Source organism: Paenibacillus sp. FSL W7-1088 (genome assembly GCF_037969855.1).
Classification (GTDB): Bacteria; Bacillota; Bacilli; order Paenibacillales; family Paenibacillaceae; genus Paenibacillus.
The window spans coordinates 3,440,570-3,466,760 of record NZ_CP150216.1; the positions used below are offsets into that span (position 1 = coordinate 3,440,570).

Here is a 26,191-nt window from a genome sequence, read left to right on the forward strand (position 1 = left end):
TCCACCCTTTATTTTGCAGGATCAAAAAGTATCCTACGATACAAAAATGATCGGATCATACAAAAAAGTGCGTACTGTTCAACGATCAGGACACCTGATAATCTAACATTCGAAGGGCAAGTTGAATCGTCGTTCGATATAAAATCGTACTGAAGGGGTGGGGAACATGCCAGCATATCAGCTTCACTTGAAAGATAAACGGATCGTATGGGGAAATGAAATAGATGTTGAGTCCCACATTGGAGCATATTCACAGGACTCGATTAGATCACGCGAGAATGGGGCTTTGGATTGGAAATTGCCTGACGGCATATATAGAGCAAAAGAGGTCGTCATAGAGCTGGATAAACTGCTTGAGGCAATACTGGTTCAGCTGGGTGAACCGATAAGCGGTGATCCTTCGGTGTTATTGGATAGCCTTCAAGCCAATTTGGCGATCTCCGGTGATCTTTCATCACTACCGCTTGGACCTTTAGCTTTGAAGGATAAAGCGGGTGTTGAAATTACGGCACAGGCGGCACGCATTGGTGAACAATTGGTCCTCTGGGCAAGAGAGATTAATACTGAAAAGAGGGCACTGGCGCAATATGGACCGGAAACCCTTGGAGAACTGGAATTTAGAAGTCATTGCTACGGTCATACCCTAATACCGGAAGCAATTGCTCAGGTTTGGGGACCTGCTGGGGGACCAAGAGTTATGCAGTTATATAATGAATACTTGCACCAATTTGTATTGCTGCGGGATGCATTACTTCCCTTTGCCAATTGGGAACAAGTCCCGTTTGAAGTCAAGGAACACACACAATTCAAAGGATTACGTTTTCTGGAGCCTGCCCGTAAAGTCTTTTTAACTCAATTGCTCGGGAAGGAATTAACTCACAAGGGGATTGTCCAGTATGCACAGAGTGTACTTAGCTCAGGTTTGACCTCTGCTGGTTACGGCTTTCAATATCCTTTGGGGACCATATTGCCAGCTGGCTTGGGAGAGTCGGCTGGCGAGGCTACACGGTATCTTCTCAAGTGGCATCCGGTACAAACCATTAAGACTGAAGAGACACAAGATATAGTTGCCATCTCATTCGAATATGAATATGACGATTATTATGCAGCACCACGTAACGAAGCAAGAACGGGTATACCTGGCAGCAAGGATCACCTTGACATTTCAGAAGATCAAAGTGATCTTCCATCCATCGCCCGGTTGCTTCCGAATACAGAGTCAGATCGAACAACCGTGCGTTTCAGTGTGGAGAGAGAAGGTCATGCATCATCTAGTGTGGATCTCGGTCAGCTTTTCAGGGGACACCGATTTTCATATCGGGCTGAAAAGGACAACCATTCCAAGGATGCTGCTGTGAAGCGAACATCGACCAGTATTCATCAGGTAGCAGACATTCTGTCGTATTCCGGATTGGTGACAAATACGGATAATGGAGTCCATGTCATACCAACAGGCGGAAATGAACTTGTACAGTGGGCTTTGTTAGGTAAGCTGTATCCCGAAAATGTGGTGTTATTGGACAAAGGAGATCAAGAGGAGCTGGAAGCAGCTTTGGTTTCTGGGAAGGGGTATGGAACGCAATTTCTGGTGTTGTAATGCCTTAAACCATTCGTGACAGATGAGATGACGGCGGCAGCGTATACGTACAGAGCTGCTGCCGTCAAATTTATGAATACATTAATTTACGTTAACGATGTCGCGGCGAGAGTCATCATTGTCGCAGGATACTTCGTCGGGGAATTTCTCGATATAAGTCGCGCCAAATTTGCACAACATCTGCAGCATGGGGGCCAGTTCCTCACCCAGATCGGACAAATAATATTCTACTTTTGCTGGTGCAACCGGATAGACCTTGCGAATAATCAGACCGTCGCTTTCAAGCATTCTGAGCTGCATCGTAATCATGCGTTGGGTTGCGTCCGGAAGAAGTCGCTGTAGTTCATTAAACCGAATGGGACCTTTAGTTAAGTGATTGAGTATAGAAATTTTCCACTTGCCGCTAAGTAAGCTCATGACAATTTCCGAGGTACAGCGATAGGTTTTATTTCTAAAGTTAATCATCCTCCAACACATCTCTTTCACTTTGGTTTTGTACTCCCCACTCACATAAACCTTCCAGAACGGGTAATAACGTTTCCGCTTTATCAGTCAGTCTGTACTCGACTTTAGGCGGGACTTGAGGATACTCTTTCCGTTCGACCATACCATCCGCTTCCAATTCTTTTAGTTGTGAACTCAGTGTTTTAAAGGTAATTGCTCCAATTTGTCTTTTCAGTTCATTAAAGCGTACCGGTTGGTTTTCTGCCAAAAGATAAATAATGACCATCTTCCATTTGCCGCCAATGACAGACAATGTATAGCCAAAAGGCGTATCTTGAATATGTTTAACCTTGCCGTGATATTCAGCCATGCTCATATTTATGCTATCCTTTCGGGTAGTACCTGTCATAATAGTGCGTACTACTTTTTGATTTGCGTTCAGTTTATACTAACCTTACTTTGAAGTAAAGGAGAGAAAAACATGAATCAAAAAACAATACGTCTGTTAATGCCCCAATGGCAAGGGGGGAATAATCCTAACTACTCTTTTGGGGCGGAACTGCTTGCCTGGCTGGCTCCTGATAATGATCAACCCCTGATTCAAGTTCCTGTACAAGCATATGATGGAACTCCACTGGAAAATGAGAACGGTATAAATGGGAGAAAACAGCTCATTGAACAATTGGAAGCAGCCGAGCATATTATTTATGCTCACAAGCCTGACCGCATCGTTATGTTTGGCGGAGACTGCTTGGTCGAACAAGCTCCGTTTGCCTATTTAAACGAACGGTATCATGGAGAATTAGGCTTGATCTGGATCGATGCGCACAGTGATTTGGTTGGTTATAAGGGATATGATAACGGACATACGCTACCTCTGGGGAATCTTTTGGGAGAAGGGGATGAGGAGTTTGCAAAACATGTAAAAATCCCTTTGAAACCTGAAAATGTCTTTATCGCAGGGTTGGCGACACCTACAGAACAGGAGGGAGAAGTGATCTCAGAAGCGTTTGAACGATTAGGTATAACGACTGCAGAATCAGATACTGAAATGATTCAAAGACTTGGCATAAAAACTGCCGGAGCCGAAGAATTGACGAAAAGTACAGCATCCATCAAAGAGTGGATCAAAGAGAGTGGCATTAAACATCTGGCTATTCACCTGGATCTAGATGTGCTTGATCCAAAGGCTTTTCGCTCCTTGTTATTCGCGAATCCTGAAGGACCGTATACGTTCTCTCCTGCGGGAAGCTTGCAAATCCCTCAGCTCCTTCACTTGCTCAAAGAACTATCGGAAGAAGCTGATGTCGTGGGATTGGGTATAACCGAGCATATGCCATGGGATTCAATTAACTTGAAAAACTTGCTGGGTGAAATACCTATTTTAAATAAATAATATGATTTCATATACTCATCAACCCAATTATTATATTAGAGTAATAGGCTGACCCCAAAATACACTAAACACTTTATCATTGTGTGAAGTGTATTTTTTGGTGACTGTACGTGAGATAAAACCTTAAATAACATTGGGGTGCTGAGGATTTGAAGCTATGGCTGGTGATCTGGGGTGCTTTGTAAGACACCATTGGTCATTCACCTACATACATTATCTCAGGACAAATGACTATTGAAGTCAGTCATGGAGGTATTTAATCTTATGTCAATTAATCATCATTCGAATACAGCACATCCTTATTGGATCGAGAACGTGGGCGGGAGAGAAAGGGAAGCCATGATTCCTCATCCTGTAGTTGTGGAGGTTAGGCAAGTCGCATCCAATCAGATTGTAGTGACGTACGATCAGCCAGCGGATTTAGCATCAGCAACCAACATATCGAACTATTGGATAAGAAGTAACATGTCTAGTCCATCGGATATAGCCAGTGTAGGAATGGGAGAAGCCATCACGAAAGATAATTCGATTCGCGCTGATCGGGGGATGATAACTCCTATTAATAATTCCAAAACGAGATTTGTTATAACCTTCAACGTTAACGCGACTATGGGAGTACTTTATATTTTGCTTCCATGCTTTGTCAATTTGGAGGGTGAATCTGGTTTTTCCGGTGGAAATTGGGGACCGTTCAGCAGAAATATGTTTATTGGGTTGTAGTAAACCGTTGAGTATGGCATGAACACAAAAAGTCGCCAGAAATGGCGACTTTTTTATCAATATACAGGGTCAGATATCAAGTTTACGTGTACCAAGCCATTTCACCATTTCTGGGTCGTTATGAGAAAAGAACAGACTCTGCTTCGTATCTAATGCAGTAATCGATTCCATATCATTTTGGCTTAATTCAAAGTCAAAGATATTGAAGTTCTCAACAATTCTCTCTTTACGAACAGACTTCGGAATGACCACGATTTCTCTTTGTGTCAACCAGCGTAATACGACCTGAGCAACGGATTTATTTACTTTTTTCGCGATGGATACTAACACTTCATTCTGGAACAGATCATTTCTGCCTTCAGCAAAAGGCGCCCAGGATTGAATCTGAACATGATTCTCTTTCATAAATGCAGCACTCTCGATTTGTTGATTGAAAGGGTGCGTTTCAACCTGGTTTACCGCAGGAATTACCTCATTATGAATGATTAGATCGATCAGACGATCCATCTGGAAGTTGCTAACTCCAATGGCATGGACCTTTCCTTCACGATATAATTCCTCCATAGCGCGCCAAGAGCCATGCACATCCCCAAATGGCTGATGAATTAAATACAGGTCCAGCACATCCAATTGCAATCGTTCCAGAGATTTCTCGAATGCTTTTTTAGTATTTTCATATCCGGTATCCTGAACCCAAAGTTTCGTAGTGATAAATAACTCTTCTCTTGGTACGCCACTTCGTTTAATAGCTCGACCAACGGCTTCTTCATTTAGATACGAGGCAGCTGTATCAATCAGGCGATATCCTGCCATAATGGCATCATAAACGCTTTGTTCGCATTCATTTTGATCTGCAATTTGATAAACACCAAAACCCATAATGGGCATCTCTACACCATTGTTAAGTATTACTTTTTCCATGTTAAAGCCCTCCTTCTTATAGGTTTATTATGTACCCAATCATACTTCTAGCGTTATATCATTCATACCAAATGTTTGCCTAATTATCTCACAGGACGTATAAAATTGATTTTTGACCTTCAAGTAAAAGACTTCTATTCTGCTCGAATAGAAGTCTTTGCATCTCCCTCTGAAATTCCCATTTTTCAACCGACCAAGCCAATCGAAAGAGCTAACTTTTCTGTTTACAGCTTGACCCAGGCCACCAGCCCATCGGGTTGATCTGGGTTAATACCATGGCGTTCGGCATTTGCCAAAGCAGCGATTTGCGAGATGAAAATGAATGGGATCCCCCGTACCGCTGTATTAAGCGGATGACTAGTTGTGATCTCAAGGTCGATGAACTCCTGCGGGATGCCCATAGCCCGATCGGCAAACGTAATAATGGTGGCTCCACGCTCCTTAATATCTCTCAACAGATTGCGCTGATGCTCCATACCACTGTCCGACAAGGCGGCGATCACTAAAGTATTCGAACCCACAGTGACCATAGGCCCGTGCCGAACGTCAAGAAGATGGTATGCGTGGGCATGTGTCTTGGCAATCTCGGTCAGAGCGATGGCACCCTCGGCTGCCAGCCCTTGAAGTTCACCGTCTGCGAGCAGGACTGCGTTCGTCCAATTGAAGTCGGAGACGCGGCGGATACTGTCCTCTACACGTGCCATGTAGGCTTCACCTTGATGAATCGCTTCCTGCATATCGATAATCAGCTCCTCATCACCAGCAAGAAAAGCGGCAAGCAGCAGATTGGCTGCATACAGATTGGTTACGGTGCGGGTCTGGCAAACGCTATGGTCAAAAGCCCAGGGCAGTTCCAGAGGGAAGTCGGCGCTTTTGGATAACGGCGAGTCCGTTACACAAGAAATCGTTAATAAAGGAATACGTTGATCGGACTGGAGTAAACGCAGCGCTTCAACGACCTCACTCGTACTGCCAGATCGTGACGGCGCTATGATCAGGCTGCCCTCCAGCATGGGACGATAGCGGTCTGCATGGAGCATGAGATCACCGGCGGCAAGTGACATTGCAGGCAGGCCGGCACGCAAACGGAAGGAAAAAGCAGCCGCTTCGCTCAAGCAATAGCTGGACCCGGCGCCAACAAGGGTTACAGAGGTAATCCCTTGCGCTTGGACAAAGGCAGTAAATTCCGTGCGCTTGGCCAGTACATAGTTGTAGGTCTGCTGCAGGGCCTTATATTGTTCTTTTACTTCACGATACGTCAAACTCATAAAAATACCTCCCGGGAATGGTTTAGATTGATAACTTCAGTTTGTGATCTTTTCGATCAAATATATATTTAAATGATTGTGTTAATCATAATTATGCCTTTATAACCCACTGAATTGCAATAGTTTTCCAAAATAATGATTGATTTAATCAAATAAAAAGATTATTATGATCACAAGCTAGAAATTATCAAATGTTTCCCAGTCTCATCTGACCCGTGAAGGGAGGTGCAGGATCGTTCAAATCGTCGCGAGCGACGAAACCTTAAAAGGGGGAATGGATATGCCACTGATCTCGTCCACTGAAATGCTGCAAACCGCTCGCAGGGACCATTACGCCATCGCTGCATTTAACGTTCATACCCTGGAGATGCTTCAGGCTGTCGTTGAAGCGGCTGTAGAAACCGAATCACCGCTCATTATTCAAACTACGGTGGGCACAGTCAATCACTTGGGTCCGGATTACATTGCTCATGCGGCTAAGACCGCATCGGACTTAACGGATATCCCCATCGCACTTCATTTGGATCACTGCACTGATTTTTCAACGATTATCCGATGCATACGAGCAGGTTATACCTCCGTTATGATCGATGCATCCATGTATCCTTTTGAAGACAACGTGAACCTAACTCGTAAAGTAATGGAGGTTGCCCAGGCATCTGGCGTAAACGTGGAGGCGGAGCTTGGCAAGGTCGGCGGCGTTGAGGATGATATTGTCGTTGAGGAACAGCATGCTTCCCTGGCCGATCCGGAAGATTGCATGCAGTTTGTTGAACGCACCGGCGTAACGACCCTCGCTCCTGCGATCGGAACCGCACACGGTATTTATAAAGGAAAGCCGAACATAGATTTTGAACGAATTGAAAGCATTGCGAATCGAGTATCGGTTCCTTTGGTACTGCACGGTGGTTCGGGTATACCAGCTGAACAGATTCATCGAGCGGTTGCACTGGGGATGTCCAAGGTAAACATAGCGACAGAGCTGCGTATTGCATTTTCCGAAGCTATTAAGGATGTATTTGTAATTCATCCGGAAGAGAATGATCCACGTAAATACATGGCTCCAGCGAAGGAAGCAGTCAAACGGCTTGCCATGGAGAAAATACGGTTGTGTGGAAGCACTGGCAAAGCCGGCGTAGTCCGATGATTACCACAGTCACACTCCATGCGGCCATCGACCGGACGTTGTACGTTGACAAGTTTGGCGTAGGCCAAGTGCATCGGGTGACAAGACAGGTTAACGAGCCGGGTGGCAAAGGCAATAACGTAGCCAAGGTGATTCGGCAGCTCGGTGGTCAAGTTACAGCCACAGGCATTATTGCCGGCAATAACGGTGTATTTATTGAGAGCAGTCTGACTGAACGGGGGATAGGGACTGCTTTTATCCAATCAGCGGGAGACTCACGAGTCTGCCTTAACATTGTGGACAGTTCCAGTGGTAGTTCTACCGAGCTGCTTGGGCAGGGTCCAACCATGTCAGAAGCGGATGTTGAAGCGATTAAGAAAAAAGTACAGGAGCTCGCCACTCTGTCCAGTACTGTTGTGATGTCTGGAAGTCTACCCCCAGGTGCACCGGACACATTGTACGCAGATCTGATTCGTATGGTTCGTTCAGCAGGCGCGCGAGCTTTTCTGGATACAGGTGGAACAAGTTTCAGCGTTGGGCTGAGTGCAACGCCTCATTTTGTGAAGCCAAATGAGCAGGAACTGACCGAATGGCTGGGGCAGAAGCCGAAAGACGTACACGAATGGGTCCGTGCAGCGCACATGTTGGCAGATCAAGGCATTGACGAGGTGTGTATAACACTCGGCAGTGACGGTGCTCTGGCTGTTATAAACGGAAAAGCATATATGGTGAAGCCGCCATCCATTCAGCCTGTGAATACGGTAGGTTGCGGGGACGCCTTTGTTGCGGGCATGGCATATGCAGGAGAGCGCGGCGATTCGGCCGAATCCAGACTGCGTACGGCTGTCGCTGCTGCTGCTGCGAATGCAATGTCTTCCAAAGCAGGTGACATCGACTATGTTCTCTTTGAGGAGTACGAACATCGGGTGCAAATTATACCTTTATGATGATTGAAGGTTTGGAAAATTGGCTTCATATCCCTCATGATTAACCGTTAGAGAGATGCTTTTCTTATGGGATGCAGTTCACGTCGACATATTGCAATCCATCCTTTCATCCTACACAATAGAGCTAGCACGGGCTGAAGTTAACGGATATCATGCAGGCCCAGACATATTAAAGGAGAGACTTATGCAATATTCAAAGGGTGAACTGCGCAGAGCACAAACATTGGAACTGATTAAATCGCATGGAAAAATATCGCTGCAAGAGATTGTCCAAACGGTTGGCTGCTCGGAAGCAACTGCAAGAAGAGATTTGGACGCACTTGAAAAAGCGGGCGAGATTATTCGAACAAATGGGGGAGCCATATATGAAGGAGGCCTGACGTCGGGAGTATCGGAGCTGCCTTTTGCAGCAAAACGCGATTTCCGACGGATGGATAAAGAACGGATTGCGGCCACGGCGGCAGCCCTTGTTAAAGAGGGAGACATTATCTGCCTGACGGGAGGAACAACGACGTTCTTTATTGCGAAAGCACTCAAAAAGCACCGTAATATTACGATTGTCACCAACGCGGTGAATATTGCTTATGAATTGGCTGATGCCGAAGATATTCAGGTCGTCGTGATTGGCGGCGTTATGCGGTCGAAAAGCTACGAGTTATGCGGTCCGCTGGCAGAAAGTGTGATCGACAAAATTAACATTACGAAAATGTTTCTCGGGGTGGACGGAGTAACGCAAAATTTCGGCTTTACGATGCATTCCGAGCTTGAAGCTCGTATTGCCCAATTAACAATGGAACGTTCCAGCGAAGTTTATGCTGTATTCGATCAAAGCAAGATTGAGAAAAGTGCTTTGTTTACGATTGCTCCCTTAACACAGGTGACAGGGGTAATTACGAATAAACAGCCGGAGGGATGGTTTGAGCAGGCGTGCCGGGAGCATCAGATTGCAATACATACAACGACAGACCCCATTGCTTCTATATAAATACGCGTAAAACTCAAACGCCCTTCCCTTCATATGCTGGCTAATTTGCAGGACAAGGGAGGATATGCGAATGCATTTTTCCAAGTTTATGCTAATCATTGCGATGGTTTGTGTTGTATTCGCTGAAGCGGGCTGTTCCAGCTCCTCCTCATCCGGCGGCGATACATCCGCAGACCCGCAAGGCAAGGTGAAGCTGGTCTTTTGGAGTCATCAGGAAGACGCCATTGTGGGCGCATACAAGAAATTAATATCCAAATACCAGACCTTGCACCCCGATATAACGATCGAGTATCAGACCTTTCCATATGATGTATACAGCCAGAAGCTGAAAGCCTCATTCTCCGCGAAAAAACCACCCGATATTGCCGAATTTTTCGGCACGTGGGTACCCGAATATTCCAAGAACGATCTGCTTGTCGAAATCCCTGATAGTGAAAATGTGAAAAAAGAGTACTATGATGCCCCCTTGGGGGGATATTTGCGGGATAACAAGCTATACGGGCTGCCACTTGAATACAACATTGAGAACGGTGGCATGCTGATTCACCCGCAGATGCTCAAAGACCAAGGCTTCGATCACGCACCGTCCAACTGGACAGAGCTTGTGGATTACGCCAAAAAATTGACTGTCCGCGAGAACAATGTCATCAAAGTCAAAGGCTTCGATTTTGTATCAGCAGACAATATTACATTTACTTTCTTATCCCTTATTTTGCAGCAAGGCGCAACTTTTATGGGTGAAGACGGACATGTTAATTTCCACTCACCGGAGGCGGAGAAAGCGATGTCCACCCTGGTCTCGCTCGTGGCCGATGATCAAGTTGCGGATTTAACCACTTTTGGCGGTGAGCTGGATACCTCTGACTATTTTTTTCAGGGGAAATCAGCCATGACCTATCGCGGTCCCTGGACGATTGCTGCGGGACAGAACAACTATAAGGTTGATGATTTTGAATACGTTTCGGTACCTTCCTTTACGGAAAATCCGCCCGTTTTTGCTGCCGAATCCGGTTGGGGGCTTGCGGTGTCCAAGAAAAGCAAACAGCAGGAGGCTGCACTTGATTTCATCCAATTCATCTCGGAGAAGGACAACCTCTCGACATGGAATACGGACACTTTTACCGTTCCAGCCAAAAAAAAAATTGCCGAAAACCCGGAGTTTCTGAAGAACAATCCTCATCTAAAGCCTTCGCTGGACATATTGGCGTTGGGTCAATGGATCGGGCCTATAGCAGACCGAGATTTCTTCTTCAAGCAGGTTAACGACAATTTCCAGCTGATGGCCAGTGGACAGCAGAGTGTCGAGGACGGATTGGCGAATATCGAACAGACGATCAACAATAATCAGGATCAACATAAGTGATAGGGGTGCTGGGGCATGAGTACTGCTATATCTACCAACAAGGCGGACAAGGTTAACCCAGCGGTAAAGTCAACAGCTTACAGGGCAAAACGAAGGTTCATCATCATCTCACTCTTACCGATCTTGCTTCTGTTCGGGGTGTTTGCTTTCCTTCCCATCGCGTGGAGCCTGGGCTTGTCCGCATTCAAGTATGACCCGCTCAGCTCAAACGCGATATTTGTGGGGGCGGAGAACTATATCCGCATGTTCCAGGATTCCATCTTTCTGAAGTCACTGTGGGTAACCTTCAAATTTGTATTTATCGCTGTATTGATCAACATTGTCATTACGCTTTTAATTGCTTCAGCGATTCAGCGAGTCCGTATCCCGTGGCTTAAAAATGGCTTTCGGACCGTATTCTTTCTTCCCACGATCGCTCCGCTGGCGGGAACGGCCATCGTATGGAATACCATGTTCAATTACAATGACGGCTTGTTCAACATGATTCTCGCTAAGCTGAATATGGCGCCGATCCAGTGGCTCAGTGATCCGCATTATGCGCTCTACTCCGTCATTATGATGACCTTGTGGGCTGATATTGGCTATAATATCGTTCTTTTCATTGCGGGACTGGATTCCATCCCGGATATGTACTATGAAGCAGCAACGCTGGAGGGGGCGGGCCGATGGCATGTCTTTCTTCACATCACACTGCCACTGCTGCGCAGAACGTTGCTGTTTGTATCCATCACGACAGTGGTTTCCTATTTTCAGGCCTTCCCACAATTTCAGATTATGACCAAGGGCGGACCCTTCAACGAAACACGAGTGCTGTCACTGCAAATCTATGAACAGGCATTCTCCAGCTCCAATATGGGGTACGCATCTGCTATGGCAACCGTGTTTCTAATGATCATTCTGCTTGTGACGCTGCTGCAACTTCGATGGGGACGCACGCAATGGGAACATTGAGAGGAGAGGGGAGAAGAAGCCGATGCCGCGTAAATTCAGCCTGTGGGAAGGGTTTACTATCGCAGTTCTTGCAGTTATAGCTTGTGTTATGCTTTTGCCTTATGTCTGGATGGTGCTGTCATCGCTGAAAAGTAACATGGACATCGTCTCAGGTTCCGGCGGTTTTTTTCCAAGTAAGCCGAGTCTGGACGGATACCGAACGGTTTTTAGCGAGGCGCCGTTTGTTACGTGGCTGCTGAACAGTCTGGTGACTTCCGTCATCATAACGGTGGTCACCCTGTTTACCAGCGCTCTAGCCGGATATGTATTTGCCAAGCATCAGTTTAAAGGCAAGAAACTGCTGTTCATTCTGATCCTGGCAACCATGATGATTCCCTTTCAGGTTATTATGATTCCCACGTATCTGATCACCGCTGAGCTTGGACTGGTTAACCATTTGCTGGCGATTATTTTGCCCAATCTGGTCAGTTCTTACGGTGTATTTCTGGCTAAACAATTCATAGAAGAGATTCCACAGGAGCTGCTGGAGGCAGCAAGGATGGACGGTTCTGGCGAATTCAGGCTGATGCTTCGCATCGTTATGCCGCTTATTCTGCCGATGCTGTCAGCGTTGGGGATATTCACGTTTATGAACTCCTGGAATAACTACCTGTGGCCACTGATTGTATTAAATGATGAGAGCAAGATGACCGTTCCGCTGGCATTGGTCTATTTTAACGGAACGCACCAGGTAAATTACAACGTCGTCATGTCAGCTGCGGTACTGATTACAATACCGGTTATTATAATGTTCCTGATCTTCCAGAAGCAATTTATCAAAGGCCTAGCTATGACGGGCATGAAATAACGGGTGAGGAGAAGAGTTATGACTAAAATCTCAATTATCGGAGCAGGCAGTGCATTTACGCGAGAGATCGCTATGGATATCCTGCTGATTGAAGGCTTGGAGGGTGGCACCATTGCCCTGGTTGATATTGACGAGCGGCGGCTTGAGTTGGCACGCAGGCTGGTGCTTCAGATCGTAGAACGGACAGGGAAGACATGGGAGGTGATTGCCTCTACGGATCGCAGAGAGGTCATCGGCGGTTCACAGTTCGTGATTAACCAAATTGAAGTAGGCGGGCTGGAGACGGTTCGTTATGAATATGAAATTCCGCTGAAATACGGGGTAAAGCAGTGCATTGGTGATACGTTGGGACCCGGAGGATTGTTCAAGACACTCCGTACCCTTCCCAGCTGGATAGAGATCGTGCGGGATATCGAAGCGCTCTGCCCAGACTGCATCATTCTGAACTATACCAACCCGATGTCTGCGGTTACACTCCTGACTTCCCGCATTACAGATATCCCGGTAGTGGGACTATGCCACTCCATTCAGAATACGTCGGCTCAACTGGCCGAATATGCCGGAGTTGCATATGAAGAGATGTCATGGAAAGCTGGAGGCATTAACCACATGTCCTGGTTTGTGGAGCTGTCGCACGCCGGGAGGGATCTGTATCCAGTACTACTGGAGAAAATGAAAACTCCTGAACTGTTGCGGCAGGACCCGGTCCGCTTTGATGCGATGAAATACCTGGGTGCTTTCGTCTCGGAATCCAGCGGCCATTTCTCGGAATATATTCCATATTACCGTAAACGCCAATCGCTTATCGACCAGCACTGCAACGCAGGTTATAACGGAGCTACCGGTTTCTATGCTGACAACTGGCCGATCTGGCGGAGAGAGAATGATGAGCAGATCGTTTCACAGCTTGAAGGAACGGAACCGCTTGAGCTGAAATCCAGCAATGAATACGCAGCCATCATCATCGAAGCAGTATTGAAGAATGAGCCGAAGGTCATTTATGGTAATGTTCCCAACCGGGGGTTGATTGAAAATCTACAGGCTGATGGTGTGGTGGAAGTGGCCTGTCTCGTTGATGGGAAAGGCATTCAGCCTTGTCGCTTTGGAAGATTGCCCGAGCATTTGGCCGCATTGTGCCGCTCGAACATGGCTTTTTTTGATCTGGCTGTGGAAGCTGTGCGGAGGGGAGACAGGGAAATGGCTCGTCATGCACTGATGCTCGACCCGCTAACTGCTGCCGTATGCTCCCTGGAGGAGATCGGAAGTATGTTCGATGAACTGTATGAGGCGGAACAGGGATTTGTTCCGGTATTGAAATGATGCAGAGACAGCAAACAAGTCCCGTTGTTGTCATCGCTGGCGAGCTAAATGTAGACGTCATTGTATCGGGAACGGATGTCATGCCGGAATGGAATCGGGAGAAAATGGTTGATGGCTTCGAGATTGTACTTGGTTCCTCTTCAGCAATTACGGCCTGTGCGCTGGCAAGCCTGGGAGCGGATGTGAGATTCGTCAGCGTAGTGGGAGATGACGATTTCGGCAAATTCTGTATAGCTGAGCTGAAGCGTATGGGCGTGAATACAGAGCATGTAACGCGATTGTCTGGCATCAAGACAGGTGTAACACTGTCCCTTTCCACACCTGACGACCGAGGGTTGTTAACATACGCTGGCAGCATCCCGTTGTTGAAACCGGATTATATTCCAGAGTCGCTGTTGCAGCAGGCCACGCATCTTCATTTTGGTTCCTATTATTTGCAGGATGGAATGAGACCTCATTGGAGAGAGCTCTTTACAAGATTGCGGGCAGATGGAATCAGCACGTCTTTTGATACCGGCTGGGATGTATCCAATCAATGGGACCGCGAAGGGATAAGTTCACTGCTGACCGTGACGGATTTGTTTATTCCCAGTGAGGATGAACTGCTGCACATTTTCCCTGCCGACGGGGTAAGCCATGTGCTTGATTCCATGCTTCCTGCTGTGGCAGGAATTGTAGCGGTCAAACAAGGGTCAAAAGGTGCTACACTACGCGAACTGGACGAAAGTACAATATCGGCCGGATCTTACACGTTGACCCCAGTCGATACGACTGGAGCAGGCGACTGTTTCAACGCAGGCATCATATATGGATACTTGCTTGGGATGCGAAGCGGTGAACTGCTGCAATTTGCCAATGCATGTGGAGCATTGTCCACACTTGGCATTGGTGGCACAGGAAGCCTGCCGACGATGGAATCTGTGCTTCTTTTGCAGGCTGAACATGAACAATAAATCCTGATTTTAATCTAACACAACCAAATGGATCAAAGGGAGCTGAGGATATGTTGAAATTCGGTAAAACATTGCTGGTGGGATTAAGTATGGCAGTAGGGATAGGTTTGGTTTCAGGAATTGAATGGTCCTCATCTGCTGGTGCAGCAGGTACGGATTACTACGTGGCAACAAACGGAAATGACTCTAATGCGGGAACAAGCAGCGCGCCATGGAAGACCCTTCAGCACGCAGCGGATGCTGTTCCAGCAGGCAGTACAGTGCATGTTCGTGGCGGTGTGTACAACCAGAAGCTGAAGATCACCCGCTCAGGCTCCGCTTCACAGGGACCGACTGTATTCACTAACGATGGCACGGAGACTCCGATTATTGACGGCACAGGACTTTCGGTTAGCGGGATTGAAGGGTTGATTGACCTGACCGATGTAAATTACGTTACCCTTCAGGGATTTGAAATTCGCAATTATACTACAGCTACCAAGGACGTCATGCCCGTAGGCATTTATGTTCACGGATCAGGCAGCTTCATCAATTTGTCGGGCAACAAAGTCCATGATATCAAGAACACAGCCACTCCAACTGGCAGTGATCTGCTGGGTCGTGATGCACATGGGATCGCCGTATATGGTACAAAGGCACCGGACTCCATTCACGATATTACGATTAATGGTAATGAACTGTACAATCTCGTGCTCGGCTCCAGCGAATCGCTGGTTCTTAACGGGAACGTGGACACCTTCTCGGTGACGAATAATGTCATTCACGATAACGACAACATCGGTATTGATCTCATCGGTTTTGAGGGGAAAGCACCGAATACGGCTTACGATCAGGTACGGAACGGACTCGTGAAGGGGAACAAGGTCTACAATATCTCTTCCAATAATAATCCTTCCTATGGAAAGTCACTTCCGAATAACAGCAATGCGGCCGATGGCATTTATGTCGATGGTGGCAAGGACAGTATTATTGAACAGAACTACAGCTACAACAATGATATCGGTATCGAGATTGCGTCCGAGCATGCCGGTAAATCCACCAGCAATATTACTGTTCGCAGCAACGCAGTCTACAACAACCGACTCACCGGCATTGCGATGGGTGGGTATGATACCAAACGCGGCTCCACAGTAAACTGTAAGATCGTTAACAATACCGTATACAAAAATGACACGCTTGGCGATGGCAGCGGCCAGCTTTTCGTTCAGTATGACACGCAAAACAACGTAATTAAGAACAACATTTTCGTAGCCAGCTCCACAGATGTATTGATTTACAATGAATACACCAAGAATTCCGGAAACGTTGTAGATTATAATCTTTATTTCGCCCCTGGCGGCAGTAATGGAGCGAGCTGGACATGGAAAAATAAAGATTATACAGGATTCTCCGCTTATAAAACGGGAACTGGCAATGACGCGCATTCCTTGTTCATTGATCCCAAATTTGTGAATGCTTCAGCATACGATTTCCATCTTCAATCTTCATCTCCAGCGATTGATGCCGGGAACACGGACAATGCCATTATCGGAACACTGGATATTGAGGGGAAACCGAGAGTACAGGGAGCTGCCGTGAATATCGGTGCTTACGAGTGAGACTTATAATCGAACGAATGGAAAGATACAAGTATCCATGGTGGACAAACCCTGTTCGATTACGACTGTCTCATTTAACGAACGGATCCATTTTTGTCCGCTGATTCAATAAGTTAACGGGCAGGTCACCTATGTGGCCTGCTCGTTTTTTTGTGCAACGGAGAAACAAATGGGTTGGAACCTAACCAAATCCAACTCATTTTTAATGGTGCAACGATCATATTTGTCCCTGTGATTGATGCTAATACATGGGCCACCTAAATTTATACAATTGCGGAGTTTATTCTGATATACTAGATGCTTATTTAATATGGATGTTGGAGGGAGGTGAAGATAGAAATGGATAGGCGGGAAGTTGTGTATTATGCTGCTTTATTTGTCTTTGGCCTTGTGATGCTGTGGAATGGACAATCGATTTTTCTGGTCGCAGGCATGATGCTTGCTACCACTCTTATTGCTTTTACCATTTACGTTTGGTATCCCATGGCTTGGGAAAAAAGGATGGATCGTGTAGAGAATTTTTTACGAAGAAATCATTATAAGCCCTATATCTATTTTTATTATGTGACTGCCAACAGACTTGATGAAGAAGTCGAAATCACGATGGAGAAACTCAGAAACAACTCAACGAATAAATCAATGCAAGCGATATATCAGGCAGCTTACGGTGTTTATCGCAAGGATATGTTCATTGTTCGGCAAGCCGTACCCAATATGCGCAGATCCGATTATCGTACATATTACGAAACATGTCTACTTATAGAAGAAGGGATGGGTGAGCAAGCCAGGGAGCACCTGAAATCCATTAGAAGACGATGGATGCAATCTGCACTGCTGGCCGAAATTGAACGTAAATTAGGTCATCGTGAGATGGCCATTCAGCACGCTGAGGAAGCAGTGAGTGCCACCAACGGTGCCCAGCGTTATATGCTGGTTAAAGAGTATGAAAGATGTTATGCAGAAGAATAACACGTACCATCAATGAACTGCATTATGAAGAGTCTAGTACAGTTGCGCTCTCAACAATTGAAAGAAGCCCTTCCTTTGTAGCATGGACGTGTCATGCAACCATTTCGTGAAGGGCTTCTTTTGTACAATCTAATTTAGTGCAGTTTACCTGACTATTCTTTCTGTGAATCATTTTGATTCGGTATCTTCCTGTCATTCTTATCTCTGGTCCTCGTTACACGCATAATGCAGCAGCATATTCACCAATTGCTCAGTCATCTGATCATCCGGAGGGTAAAGGTCATTGGAGCGGCTTGTAACCATTTTCTGAAGCATGCCCATCATCACCGTGAAAATAAACTGTGCAAGCTTGAGCGGAGGGGAGGGATTTTGGATGCTGCTATCAGCAATCCCTGTAGTTAGTGCCCCCAGCAGGAAGTGATTTTCCTTACCGTTCTGGGTGAAACGGTCATACACTTCTCTTAACTCCGGATGAAAATCATAAACCTCATAATTAATATCAAATAATTGAATAAAGCGTATATGGTCGGGATGATTCTGTGCAAAATGGACCCACGCGTTCAACATAGCTGCAAGCTGCTCACGACCACTCTCATTCGGGATAGCGGCATGCCTGACATGATCCGTTAATTTCTCAACCAGCTGCATCTGTACCGTAAGCAGCAGCTCATCCATCGATTGAAAATGTTTGTAGAACGTCACTCGGCTAAGCTCCGCCTTGGTACATACGTCCTTGATTTTCACCTGAAGCAATCCGTACTTCAAAAAGAGCTCCTTGCCTGCTTCAATCAGATCATCACGATGTTGGTTCTTTATCTGCTGATGCCAGTTTTCATTCACTTGTATAGGGCAGTCCTTTCCTGGAACGATGTGCTTTTAACGTAAGGGAACATGCGGCCAAAAGCATAATGGCACCAAAAATATACGGGAAGTTCACGTTTTTGTCAAACAGCAGACCGGCTACCAGAGGGCCGAACACCGTACCAAGACTGGAATAGGTTGTATTTAATCCGGACGCATATCCTTGTCGATCGCCTGCGTTTTTGGAAATAAGCGAGCTGACTGTCGGCCGCAAAAAAGCATTAAAAGCAAAATACAGTGCTGATGCGAATAACAGGAACAGCAGGTTGACCTTAATTAACATCAGCAAGAGCGCAATGGGTGTAATGATTAAGGACAGGCGAATGAGCTTGATCTCTCCCATTCTTTTCACAAAGAAGTCCAGCAGCCAAATTTGCACTACAATACCAATGATCGCTCCCATCGTAATGATGATGGAGATGGTTGAAGCATTAAAGCCGTATTTATGCTCGGCAAAAAGAGAGAAGACCGTCTCGTAGCTCATCAGACCAAAGGTCATCACCAGAATAATCAACAAGTAGCCAAAATAGGGAACCTGGAATGAACTCCAGAATTGTTTTCCGATAGCGAACCCTTTCCCTTTCGAATGAGCGCTCGTCCTTTTCTCAGGCGGAAGTGTCTCAGGAAGCAGCAGCGTGAGCAAGGCTGCAACAAGTCCCAATCCGGCAGCAAAGAAATAGGGCATGCGCACACCCATCTCCGCAATCAAGCCGCCAAGACCGGGTCCAAGCACCATACCGAGGTTCATGGCGGCACCGAAATAACCCATGCCCTTTGCCCGGGTCTCCGGTGTTGTAATGTCGGCAACATAGGCCAGATTGGCCGGAACCATCAAACCCAGACTGATTCCGCCGATGAAACGTGCGATATAGAGGAGAGGCAGGGAGGTGGACAATGCAAATATGATATCCGACACAACAACAAGAAACATGCCGGCCATAATCAATTTTTTTCGTCCAAAGCGATCAGCCCATTGTCCTCCGAGTGGAGAGAAGAGGAATTGAGCAGCTCCGAATGCAGCTACCAAAAATCCGGCAACCGTACCTCCTGCATGAAAAAGCTTAAGGTACTCAGGCAATATGGGGATCAACATGCCTTGCCCCAATAAGGCAATGAACAGATTTAACATGAGAATAAAAAGCGGGAATCGGACGGACTTGGGTAGTGAACTCATGATGAAGCATTCTCCTTTGTTTACACAGTGTTAACCTTTACAATCTGTAAACCATCATAATATGCTATAATCCCAGTTGTAAATACATTTTTTTGGAAGAAGGGTGAAACTTATTGATTGACCACAACAATCTGGAAGAATACCAGGAGCCCATGAACTATGATCTGGAATTTGGCGGTGAGACCGGCAAGTATGACTTTTTCCTTGAGTTGGCAAAGAGCCATCCGGGGAACGTGCTTGAGCTTGCTTGCGGAACCGGATTAACCACCATTTATTTAGCCGAAGCGGGCATTCAGATAACCGGTGTGGATATCGTAGAGCCCATGCTGGCTTATGCGCGGCACAAAGCGAAGGATCTGCCGGTTGAATTTATTGAAGCAGATGCTCGGACCTTTGAATCTGATCAGCGCTTTTCCATGATTTATTTGACAGGAAACGCATTTCAGGCATTTCTGAGCGATGAGGATTCAGATTGCGTTGCTGCAAACCGTTTATGCCCATCTGGAGCCTGGCGGCATATTTGTTTTTGAGATGAGAAACCCGGAAGGCAATGATTTGTCTGACGAGGAAGAAGAGAGTTGGGCCACGTTTGTCGATACGGATGGCGTCACCGTCAAGGTATCCGGAACCCAAACCTATGATGCGGGGAAGCAGATCATGCACTGGGTTACGATTCGGGATTGGGGACACCGCAAAACCATATCTCGAATTGCCTGCCGCTTTACGGATAACAAGGCCCTTCAGCATCTGCTGACAAGCCATGGCTTTATCGTAGAACATCAATATGCGAACTGGGATAAAACATCTTTTGAACCATCAAGCCCGCTAGTGATCAGCGTATGCAGGAAAGTATAAAGTTGAATTGAGATTACATAAGAAGAAAGGGAAAGGTTTGACATGACAATATAAAAATGCGGTTGTATCTCGTTTGTTGAAGCGATGGATTTCATAAATTTGCGGCCCGTGAATGAAAAATTGTCACTTGTTTCTGAACGTGTGTATACGATAGGTCTGGACTGCTCATTCTATAATTCTTCCTGTCAGACAATCCATGCGTGGCATCGCATCGGTTGTCTTTTTGTGTTGAACACCAATGTATGTATTTCAAAAGCACGTAGACATTCCGTCTCTTGAAATTCAATATGTCCATTTAGTAGAATGATTGAGCACATACGCTTGGATAGATAAGGTTACGCTATAATGGGGGTGTTTGGATGAAACGCATCTTACTTGTAGAAGATGACGAAAATTTTGTATTCGGGATAGAGTATACCTTGACGAATGAAGGTTATGAGGTCGTTCATGCCGGAAGCCTGAAGGAAGCCAGAGCTGCGCTCGCACAGACGGAAGTGGATATTATTCTGCTGGACATTAATTTGCCTGATGGAACAGGATATGAATTGTGCAGGGATATTCGCATGGATTCTCAGGTTCCTATTATTTTTCTGACTGCACTGGACGAAGAAACCAACGTGGTCGCGGGACTCGATCTGGGTGCAGACGATTACATGACCAAGCCGATCCGCACCAAGGAATTGCTTTCCAGAATCAAAGCGGTTTTGCGGCGTCATCCTCACCCTGAACAGAAGTCGAATATATGGAGGTCCGGTGAATTTGAAGTTCGGGTCCTTGAAGGGGCCGTTCTCAAAAATAAAAAGGAAGTTTTGCTGACCAGCATGGAGTTTCGGCTGCTCCTGATGCTGATGTCCAACCCAAAGCAAATCTGCAGCAGAACCTCAATCCTTGAAAAATTATGGGATGTCTCCGGCGAATTCATTGACGACAATACGTTGTCGGTGCACATTCGAAGACTTAGGGAAAAAGTGGAGCAGACTCCCGCTGCACCTCAATATATTGTTACGATTCGCGGCGTTGGATACAAATGGAATGCTGAAACGACAGGAGTATACAGCTGATGCATGAAGTGATCCGTAATCCGGAATGGAAGTCTGTCGCCGCCAAGTTGATCATATTGCAGCTTTTTTTGGCATTATGCGTATATCTTCTGATGAACGTTCAGCTTCAAAAAATCAATGATGCCATTGTTCATCAACAGGCAGCCTTCGTTGGACAAGTCCTGAGCAAGGAGCCCCAGCTGGAACCACAGCTCATTCATCATGTTACTCAGGGTGCGAATGAAAAGGACATTGCACTGGGTAAACGGATATTGTCCCAATACGGGTATACGGAACAGATGACGATTCAAGATCAGCCTGCACTCTCTGGCACAAGATTGCCTGTGAATGCTGCAGTGATCTGTTTTCTGTTTGGTATCCCTGTATTGTTGCTTTTATTTTGGGAGTACCGCAAACTTTTTTGCAAAATTCGCAATGTTGCGTTTGCAGCAGAGCAGGTCGTTGAAGGTCGCTTTGATACTTCCTTACCGGAAAGCATGGAGGGGGATCTCAGTGCGCTTGGCCACAGCTTCAATCTGATGGCAGGCAGACTGAGTCATAGTGTGGAGCAGCTTAAACAGGAGAAAACATTTCTAAGCCATCTGCTCACGGATATATCGCATCAACTCAAAACACCTTTGGCATCCCTGCTTATTTTTAATGAAAACATGCTGGATAATTCCGAAATGAAATTGGAGACAAGAAAAATTTTTCTGGAGCGAAGCAGGCAACAGATTGAGCGCATGGAGTGGCTGATCATCAGCTTGTTGAAGCTGGCAAGGGTGGAAGCGGGTGCAATTGTTTTTCACAAGCAAAAGGTCAGACCAAAAGACATTGTCGAGTCAACGGCGTTATCTTTGCATGCCTTGGCAGAACAAAAGGAACAGACCATTCTCATTCGGGGCGGGGAAGAGATGTTCCTGCACGCGGATGAAGAATGGTTAACCGAGGCCATCATCAATCTGACCAAAAATGCGCTTGAACACTCCCCGGTGTCGGGCAAGGTGTATATTACACTGGAAGAGGATTCATTGTTTGATTCAATCGTCATTCGGGATGAAGGGGAAGGCATCAAACCGGAGGAGATACCCAATGTATTCACCAGATTTTACCGAGGGAGGAGCAACGCCAAGCCGCATAGTACAGGAGTCGGTCTATCCCTGACCAAATCAATTATTGAAGGTCTGGGAGGCACCATCTCGGTATCGAGTGAACCCGGGAAGGGTTCCGAATTCAGAATTACATTCATTAAAACTGTGCATGAAGAGGAAGCTTACTAAAACGTAAGCTTCCTCTTCACTTTAACGTAAGCTTCCGTGCCTATAATAACTAATATAAGTTACAGCAAACATTCACAACTCTAAAGGAGGCACATGTCTTGGAAATTTTAAAGACCCATGATTTATGCAAAACATACGGAAGCAACGATGCAAGGGTCGAAGCATTGAAGAATATCAACTTAACGGTTGAACGTGGGGAATTTGTCGCCATTGTTGGTGCCAGTGGTTCGGGGAAAAGTTCTTTACTGCACCTGCTTGGTGGTGTGGATCGCCCAACTGGTGGTCAAGTGATCATTGATAACACAGATTTGTATTCTCTTGGTGAGAAAGATCTGGCTATATTCAGAAGACGCAAAATTGGATTTATTTTTCAGGCCTATAACCTGATTCCGGTATTGAGTGCTGAAGAAAACATCAAGCTGCCGATGCTGCTCGACAACAAAAAAACGGACGAAAGCTACGCAGACGAATTAATGAACGTACTCGGTCTGAGTGACAGAAAACTTCATCTGCCAAACCAGTTGTCTGGCGGGCAGCAGCAACGTACAGCTATTGGTCGAGCCTTGATTAACAAACCATCCATCATTCTGGCTGATGAACCTACAGGTAATCTGGACAGCAAAAACAGTAAAGAGATCGTCGATTTGCTCACCTTCTCAGTCCGGAAATATAATCAAACGCTGATCATGATTACGCACGATTCCAATGTCGCCCAAAGAGCCGATCGAATCGTAAACATTAAAGATGGAGTTCTGATGCAGCAATCCGGGGGCAAGCACGATGCATAAGTATACGAGACTTACGGAGAAATATCTGCTCGGTCAGAAAAAACGTTCCATACTTACCATTGTCGGAATCATTTTATCGGTAACGCTTCTCACCGCTGTCGGAACACTCGCCATTAGTTATCAGGACAAGCTGATACGACAGACAACACAGGAATACGGGGATTATGAGGTTTCATTCAAGGGAGTTCCTGGGAAGGACGTTTCCCGTATTATCAACCACGCTGTTATAGGCAGTGCAGGCGTCCTTCACCGCGTCGGTTATGCAGCGATTAGTTCTACAAGTGAAAAAGAGAAAAAGGAAAATCCGTTTTCTGCGCCTTATCGCTATTTAAATGTCAAAGGATACGATTCAGAGGCGATGAATAAGCTGCAGATTCAGCTGGAGAGCGGCCGTTTGCCTCAAAAAGATAATGAAATTATATTGTCATCCTGGAGTCTGGAGTATTTTGCTTCCAAGCCGACAATCGGCGACAACATCACGCTGAACCTCGGTGATCGGCTTGTGGCTTCCACTGGAAAGGTGAAGAGTGCTAATACAATCGGTGATTACGGTTGGGATCTGGATGAGAAGTTCCAGCCGCGAACCAAACAGAAGTATACCGTTGTAGGGATTATGAAGCCTGCCAAAAATGTGACATGGTCGTCAACCTTTATCTATTCAGCCATTACGTATGACGATCATCAAAAGACAGATCCGTCCAAAACGTATTTTATCTATGCCACCATGAAATCAATGGACAACATTCGCGAGAAGAGTGAGGCCATTCTTTCATCCCTGGCTTGGGGAAAAGTTGATCAGGGTGCTGCCCAGGCATTGAATCGGGAAGCGGTCAGCAAGAATGCAAGCATCGAATTTAATAATGAGCTGCTGAAGCTGTATGGAAAGAGTACCTATAAAAATGTTAACCAAAGCTCGCTTCTCGCATTTTCAGCAATTGTTCTCATTATTATGGGATGCACGAGCGCAGTCATATATAATACGTTCCATATTTCGGTGCTGGAGCGCATATCACAATTCGGGATGCTTCGGTGTATTGGTGCAACACCAGATCAGATTCGCAAGATCGTACTGAAGGAAGCAGCCATTCTTAGTTTAGTTGCGATTCCCATCGGTTTATTTACAGGAACGATTCTCATGAAAGTGTTGTTTTATAATATCAGCCTGCTGACGTTAGGCTTCTTGAACGATATGCATATGATTGTTTCACTACCCGTTATGGTTGCTGCAGCGGGGTTAGGATTATTGACTGTTTATGTGTCAGCCCTTGGACCCGCCAAGATGGCTTCCAGCGTTTCACCACTTGAAGCCCTGAAAGCCTCGGGTAGTACGGTAATAGAACCGGGTAGCTTCAAGCGCCAATCTTATATGAGCAGCCGATGGCTGGGTTTCGAAGGACGCTTCGCCAGCAGAAATATACGGCGTAACAAAAAAAGATTTCGGATCACGGCATTCTCCATGATCATTAGCATCGTGTTGTATATCGTATTCAGTGGGCTGGCGAGTTATCTGGAGACAACATCCGCATCCGGCATTGATTACTCCTATTCGCTGGAGTATGAGGGGGCGTCCAAACGCATCCCGAACGCTGTGTACACCAATATGACCACACTTGATGCGGTTGACCAAGCCTATACATTTTATAATCATCAGGTTCAGGCGATCATTCCAAAAGAAAAGGTGAACCCTGAGTATTACAAGGATCGGAAGGGGATGTACACGGTTGAAAAGGAGAACGGATATCGGACAGACAACAACTATCTGGTGTCTTACGGCATTAACGGACTTCATGAACTTCGAACTAAATTGACTTCGGGAAGCATTAATGTAAGCCAAATGAACGATGAAAATGGTGTCATCGTAATCCAAAAAATCAGCATGACAACAGAACAAGGAAAGCGTATGATCATTGATCAAACCCGCTTCAAGGTAGGGGACCGGATTCCAGTACGATCTCTGGAAGGAGATCGGGATTACAAGATGCTTACCGTTGTGGGAACAGCAGATAAAGAGCCGCTCTCCAAGGGATATGGGGAAAGTGCAGTTCTTGAATTGATAACGACACCCCAGGTGATAGAGAACATCACTGGTGATAATTCCTATGGCAGAATATTAATTCAGGCTAATCCGAAGGCAGACAACAAGCCCATTACCAGTTATCTCAAAAGCCTTGTCCAGAAGGATGCAGCCTATAGTTATCGTGATCGGGTAGAAGAAATGAAACAAGACCAAAACGACGCCAAGACCTTGGATATATTCCTGTATGGCTTTATCGGTGTAATAGTCGCGATTGCCTTTCTGAACATTTTAAATACCGTCAGCACCAATCTTATTCTTAGAACAAAAGAATTTGCCGTATTGAAGGCAATTGGTATGACTCAAAGGGAGATTGGTAAGATGGTTCTCCTGGAAGGAGTGTTTTACGGTGTCTTCGCAGCAGTTTATGGAAGCCTCCTGGGAACAGGTTTGAGCTATGGGGTGGCCTATCTGATGAGAAATGCTGTACAGCTGGAATGGGTCATACCCTGGAGCAGCATCGGCATGGCCAGCTTGGGTGCCATCGCCGCCACGCTGATGGCGTCCTACTGGCCATTGAGACGACTAGGCCGTGTTAAAATTACTGACGGGTTACGCGGGGAAAACTAGACCTTGTGAAAAACCTGTCTGCTAGAGCATGTCATTGGCGATCATTCACTGGGCGGTGCTTCAAAAAAAATAACCCCGGTGAAAGTCGCTAATGTCACAGCGTCTCTGATCAGGATTATCCAATATACAACAGGTTTACGTCTT

25 protein-coding genes are annotated in these 26,191 nt (G+C 46.1%); 19 read left to right on the forward strand and 6 right to left on the reverse strand.

The genetic code is table 11. The annotated features are described in order from the left end of the window. The first annotated feature begins 166 nt into the window (after nucleotides 1-166). On the forward strand, nucleotides 167-1,597 hold the full coding sequence (locus MKY42_RS15615) for a hypothetical protein (protein ID WP_339852355.1): 1,431 nt from the start codon (nucleotides 167-169) through the stop codon (nucleotides 1,595-1,597). A gap of 81 nt (nucleotides 1,598-1,678) precedes the next feature. On the opposite strand, the gene MKY42_RS15620 is transcribed toward MKY42_RS15615, so the two are convergent. Together MKY42_RS15620 and MKY42_RS15625 are read right to left on the reverse strand one after the other, a co-directional pair. Beyond that, nucleotides 1,679-2,062, reverse strand: a complete 384-nt coding sequence (locus MKY42_RS15620; RefSeq protein ID WP_339852357.1) for a helix-turn-helix domain-containing protein — start codon at nucleotides 2,060-2,062, stop codon at nucleotides 1,679-1,681. Continuing rightward, on the reverse strand, nucleotides 2,055-2,417 hold the full coding sequence (locus MKY42_RS15625; protein ID WP_090897839.1) for a helix-turn-helix domain-containing protein: 363 nt from the start codon (nucleotides 2,415-2,417) through the stop codon (nucleotides 2,055-2,057). Before MKY42_RS15625 ends, MKY42_RS15620 begins: the two co-directional genes overlap by 8 nt. Nucleotides 2,418-2,522: 105 nt before the next feature. Here MKY42_RS15625 and MKY42_RS15630 point away from each other — a divergent pair, with 105 nt between their 5' ends. Together MKY42_RS15630 and MKY42_RS15635 are read left to right on the forward strand one after the other, a co-directional pair. After that, nucleotides 2,523-3,437, forward strand: a complete 915-nt coding sequence (locus MKY42_RS15630) for an arginase family protein (protein ID WP_339852361.1) — start codon at nucleotides 2,523-2,525, stop codon at nucleotides 3,435-3,437. 264 nt (nucleotides 3,438-3,701) lie between these two features. Next, nucleotides 3,702-4,157, forward strand: coding sequence for a hypothetical protein (locus MKY42_RS15635; protein ID WP_339852364.1), 456 nt, complete (start codon nucleotides 3,702-3,704; stop codon nucleotides 4,155-4,157). Nucleotides 4,158-4,226: 69 nt separating this feature from the next. Here the strand turns inward: MKY42_RS15635 and MKY42_RS15640 are convergent, their stop codons facing one another. Beyond that, the gene (locus MKY42_RS15640) at nucleotides 4,227-5,078 is read right to left on the reverse strand and encodes an aldo/keto reductase (protein WP_090897846.1); all 852 of its coding nucleotides are present in this window, start codon (nucleotides 5,076-5,078) and stop codon (nucleotides 4,227-4,229) included. A gap of 224 nt (nucleotides 5,079-5,302) precedes the next feature. Further along, nucleotides 5,303-6,346, reverse strand: coding sequence for an SIS domain-containing protein (locus MKY42_RS15645; protein WP_339852369.1), 1,044 nt, complete (start codon nucleotides 6,344-6,346; stop codon nucleotides 5,303-5,305). Between the two features lie 280 nt (nucleotides 6,347-6,626). On the opposite strand from MKY42_RS15645, the gene fba reads away from it, so the two are divergent. The 10 genes from fba (at nucleotide 6,627) to MKY42_RS15695 (ending at nucleotide 17,405) form a co-directional block, all read left to right on the forward strand. Then, complete coding sequence (gene fba / locus MKY42_RS15650) at nucleotides 6,627-7,493, forward strand: class II fructose-1,6-bisphosphate aldolase (protein ID WP_090897852.1); 867 nt, start codon at nucleotides 6,627-6,629, stop codon at nucleotides 7,491-7,493. Further along, nucleotides 7,490-8,419, forward strand: coding sequence for a 1-phosphofructokinase family hexose kinase (locus tag MKY42_RS15655; protein ID WP_339852374.1), 930 nt, complete (start codon nucleotides 7,490-7,492; stop codon nucleotides 8,417-8,419). The genes fba and MKY42_RS15655 overlap by 4 nt, the downstream gene beginning before the upstream one ends. Before the next feature lie 184 nt (nucleotides 8,420-8,603). Continuing rightward, on the forward strand, nucleotides 8,604-9,404 hold the full coding sequence (locus MKY42_RS15660; protein ID WP_110000093.1) for a DeoR/GlpR family DNA-binding transcription regulator: 801 nt from the start codon (nucleotides 8,604-8,606) through the stop codon (nucleotides 9,402-9,404). A gap of 70 nt (nucleotides 9,405-9,474) precedes the next feature. Further along, nucleotides 9,475-10,767: an ABC transporter substrate-binding protein gene (locus MKY42_RS15665; protein WP_339852380.1), complete on the forward strand. Its 1,293-nt coding sequence runs from the start codon at nucleotides 9,475-9,477 to the stop codon at nucleotides 10,765-10,767. A gap of 15 nt (nucleotides 10,768-10,782) precedes the next feature. Beyond that, complete coding sequence (locus MKY42_RS15670) at nucleotides 10,783-11,718, forward strand: sugar ABC transporter permease (RefSeq protein ID WP_339852383.1); 936 nt, start codon at nucleotides 10,783-10,785, stop codon at nucleotides 11,716-11,718. A 22-nt stretch (nucleotides 11,719-11,740) separates the two neighbouring features. Further along, nucleotides 11,741-12,565: a carbohydrate ABC transporter permease gene (locus MKY42_RS15675; protein ID WP_076288557.1), complete on the forward strand. Its 825-nt coding sequence runs from the start codon at nucleotides 11,741-11,743 to the stop codon at nucleotides 12,563-12,565. A gap of 18 nt (nucleotides 12,566-12,583) precedes the next feature. Continuing rightward, entirely contained in the window at nucleotides 12,584-13,885 is a 1,302-nt protein-coding gene (gene melA, locus MKY42_RS15680; RefSeq protein WP_339852387.1) for an alpha-galactosidase, read from the forward strand. Continuing rightward, the gene (locus MKY42_RS15685; RefSeq protein ID WP_339852390.1) at nucleotides 13,882-14,838 is read left to right on the forward strand and encodes a carbohydrate kinase family protein; all 957 of its coding nucleotides are present in this window, start codon (nucleotides 13,882-13,884) and stop codon (nucleotides 14,836-14,838) included. The genes melA and MKY42_RS15685 overlap by 4 nt, the downstream gene beginning before the upstream one ends. A 50-nt stretch (nucleotides 14,839-14,888) precedes the next feature. Beyond that, entirely contained in the window at nucleotides 14,889-16,436 is a 1,548-nt protein-coding gene (locus MKY42_RS15690) for a right-handed parallel beta-helix repeat-containing protein (protein WP_339852393.1), read from the forward strand. Nucleotides 16,437-16,775: 339 nt separating this feature from the next. Beyond that, the gene (locus tag MKY42_RS15695) at nucleotides 16,776-17,405 is read left to right on the forward strand and encodes a hypothetical protein (RefSeq protein WP_090897873.1); all 630 of its coding nucleotides are present in this window, start codon (nucleotides 16,776-16,778) and stop codon (nucleotides 17,403-17,405) included. A 198-nt stretch (nucleotides 17,406-17,603) separates the two neighbouring features. Here MKY42_RS15695 and MKY42_RS15700 read toward each other — a convergent pair whose 3' ends face one another. Continuing rightward, nucleotides 17,604-18,245, reverse strand: a complete 642-nt coding sequence (locus MKY42_RS15700; RefSeq protein WP_179264872.1) for a TetR/AcrR family transcriptional regulator — start codon at nucleotides 18,243-18,245, stop codon at nucleotides 17,604-17,606. Then, nucleotides 18,238-19,440, reverse strand: a complete 1,203-nt coding sequence (locus MKY42_RS15705) for an MFS transporter (protein WP_110000101.1) — start codon at nucleotides 19,438-19,440, stop codon at nucleotides 18,238-18,240. Before MKY42_RS15705 ends, MKY42_RS15700 begins: the two co-directional genes overlap by 8 nt. A 113-nt stretch (nucleotides 19,441-19,553) precedes the next feature. On the opposite strand from MKY42_RS15705, the gene MKY42_RS15710 reads away from it, so the two are divergent. The 6 genes from MKY42_RS15710 to MKY42_RS15735 all read left to right on the forward strand — a co-directional run bounded on the left by MKY42_RS15710 (nucleotide 19,554) and on the right by MKY42_RS15735 (nucleotide 26,047). Continuing rightward, on the forward strand, nucleotides 19,554-19,970 hold the full coding sequence (locus tag MKY42_RS15710) for a class I SAM-dependent methyltransferase (protein ID WP_339852398.1): 417 nt from the start codon (nucleotides 19,554-19,556) through the stop codon (nucleotides 19,968-19,970). Between the two features lies 1 nt (nucleotide 19,971). Then, on the forward strand, nucleotides 19,972-20,295 hold the full coding sequence (locus MKY42_RS15715; RefSeq protein ID WP_339852401.1) for a methyltransferase type 12: 324 nt from the start codon (nucleotides 19,972-19,974) through the stop codon (nucleotides 20,293-20,295). Nucleotides 20,296-20,654: 359 nt separating this feature from the next. Beyond that, a complete protein-coding gene (locus MKY42_RS15720; RefSeq protein WP_090897885.1) occupies nucleotides 20,655-21,356 on the forward strand; it encodes a response regulator transcription factor in 702 nt (233 codons plus the stop codon). Beyond that, the gene (locus MKY42_RS15725; RefSeq protein WP_179264870.1) at nucleotides 21,356-22,615 is read left to right on the forward strand and encodes a HAMP domain-containing sensor histidine kinase; all 1,260 of its coding nucleotides are present in this window, start codon (nucleotides 21,356-21,358) and stop codon (nucleotides 22,613-22,615) included. The genes MKY42_RS15720 and MKY42_RS15725 overlap by 1 nt, the downstream gene beginning before the upstream one ends. 98 nt (nucleotides 22,616-22,713) lie before the next feature. Next, on the forward strand, nucleotides 22,714-23,403 hold the full coding sequence (locus MKY42_RS15730; protein WP_090897891.1) for an ABC transporter ATP-binding protein: 690 nt from the start codon (nucleotides 22,714-22,716) through the stop codon (nucleotides 23,401-23,403). Continuing rightward, complete coding sequence (locus tag MKY42_RS15735) at nucleotides 23,396-26,047, forward strand: ABC transporter permease (RefSeq protein ID WP_339852405.1); 2,652 nt, start codon at nucleotides 23,396-23,398, stop codon at nucleotides 26,045-26,047. Before MKY42_RS15730 ends, MKY42_RS15735 begins: the two co-directional genes overlap by 8 nt. The last annotated feature ends 144 nt before the right edge of the window (nucleotides 26,048-26,191 follow it).

What these genes read in the sequence shown, in the direction of transcription:
- MKY42_RS15695 (WP_090897873.1), top strand. Translation starts at nt 16,776, where the DNA reads ATGGATAGGCGGGAAGTTGTGTATTATGCTGCTTTATTTGTCTTTGGC.
- fba (WP_090897852.1), top strand. Translation starts at nt 6,627, where the DNA reads ATGCCACTGATCTCGTCCACTGAAATGCTGCAAACCGCTCGCAGGGAC.
- MKY42_RS15640 (WP_090897846.1), bottom strand. Translation starts at nt 5,078, where the DNA reads ATGGAAAAAGTAATACTTAACAATGGTGTAGAGATGCCCATTATGGGT.
- MKY42_RS15625 (WP_090897839.1), bottom strand. Translation starts at nt 2,417, where the DNA reads ATGAGCATGGCTGAATATCACGGCAAGGTTAAACATATTCAAGATACG.
- MKY42_RS15725 (WP_179264870.1), top strand. Translation starts at nt 21,356, where the DNA reads ATGCATGAAGTGATCCGTAATCCGGAATGGAAGTCTGTCGCCGCCAAG.
- melA (WP_339852387.1), top strand. Translation starts at nt 12,584, where the DNA reads ATGACTAAAATCTCAATTATCGGAGCAGGCAGTGCATTTACGCGAGAG.
- MKY42_RS15635 (WP_339852364.1), top strand. Translation starts at nt 3,702, where the DNA reads ATGTCAATTAATCATCATTCGAATACAGCACATCCTTATTGGATCGAG.
- MKY42_RS15690 (WP_339852393.1), top strand. Translation starts at nt 14,889, where the DNA reads ATGTTGAAATTCGGTAAAACATTGCTGGTGGGATTAAGTATGGCAGTA.
- MKY42_RS15675 (WP_076288557.1), top strand. Translation starts at nt 11,741, where the DNA reads ATGCCGCGTAAATTCAGCCTGTGGGAAGGGTTTACTATCGCAGTTCTT.
- MKY42_RS15735 (WP_339852405.1), top strand. Translation starts at nt 23,396, where the DNA reads ATGCATAAGTATACGAGACTTACGGAGAAATATCTGCTCGGTCAGAAA.
- MKY42_RS15670 (WP_339852383.1), top strand. Translation starts at nt 10,783, where the DNA reads ATGAGTACTGCTATATCTACCAACAAGGCGGACAAGGTTAACCCAGCG.
- MKY42_RS15720 (WP_090897885.1), top strand. Translation starts at nt 20,655, where the DNA reads ATGAAACGCATCTTACTTGTAGAAGATGACGAAAATTTTGTATTCGGG.
- MKY42_RS15620 (WP_339852357.1), bottom strand. Translation starts at nt 2,062, where the DNA reads ATGATTAACTTTAGAAATAAAACCTATCGCTGTACCTCGGAAATTGTC.
- MKY42_RS15630 (WP_339852361.1), top strand. Translation starts at nt 2,523, where the DNA reads ATGAATCAAAAAACAATACGTCTGTTAATGCCCCAATGGCAAGGGGGG.
- MKY42_RS15615 (WP_339852355.1), top strand. Translation starts at nt 167, where the DNA reads ATGCCAGCATATCAGCTTCACTTGAAAGATAAACGGATCGTATGGGGA.
- MKY42_RS15685 (WP_339852390.1), top strand. Translation starts at nt 13,882, where the DNA reads ATGATGCAGAGACAGCAAACAAGTCCCGTTGTTGTCATCGCTGGCGAG.
- MKY42_RS15645 (WP_339852369.1), bottom strand. Translation starts at nt 6,346, where the DNA reads ATGAGTTTGACGTATCGTGAAGTAAAAGAACAATATAAGGCCCTGCAG.
- MKY42_RS15715 (WP_339852401.1), top strand. Translation starts at nt 19,972, where the DNA reads ATGAGAAACCCGGAAGGCAATGATTTGTCTGACGAGGAAGAAGAGAGT.
- MKY42_RS15660 (WP_110000093.1), top strand. Translation starts at nt 8,604, where the DNA reads ATGCAATATTCAAAGGGTGAACTGCGCAGAGCACAAACATTGGAACTG.
- MKY42_RS15655 (WP_339852374.1), top strand. Translation starts at nt 7,490, where the DNA reads ATGATTACCACAGTCACACTCCATGCGGCCATCGACCGGACGTTGTAC.
- MKY42_RS15665 (WP_339852380.1), top strand. Translation starts at nt 9,475, where the DNA reads ATGCATTTTTCCAAGTTTATGCTAATCATTGCGATGGTTTGTGTTGTA.
- MKY42_RS15705 (WP_110000101.1), bottom strand. Translation starts at nt 19,440, where the DNA reads ATGAGTTCACTACCCAAGTCCGTCCGATTCCCGCTTTTTATTCTCATG.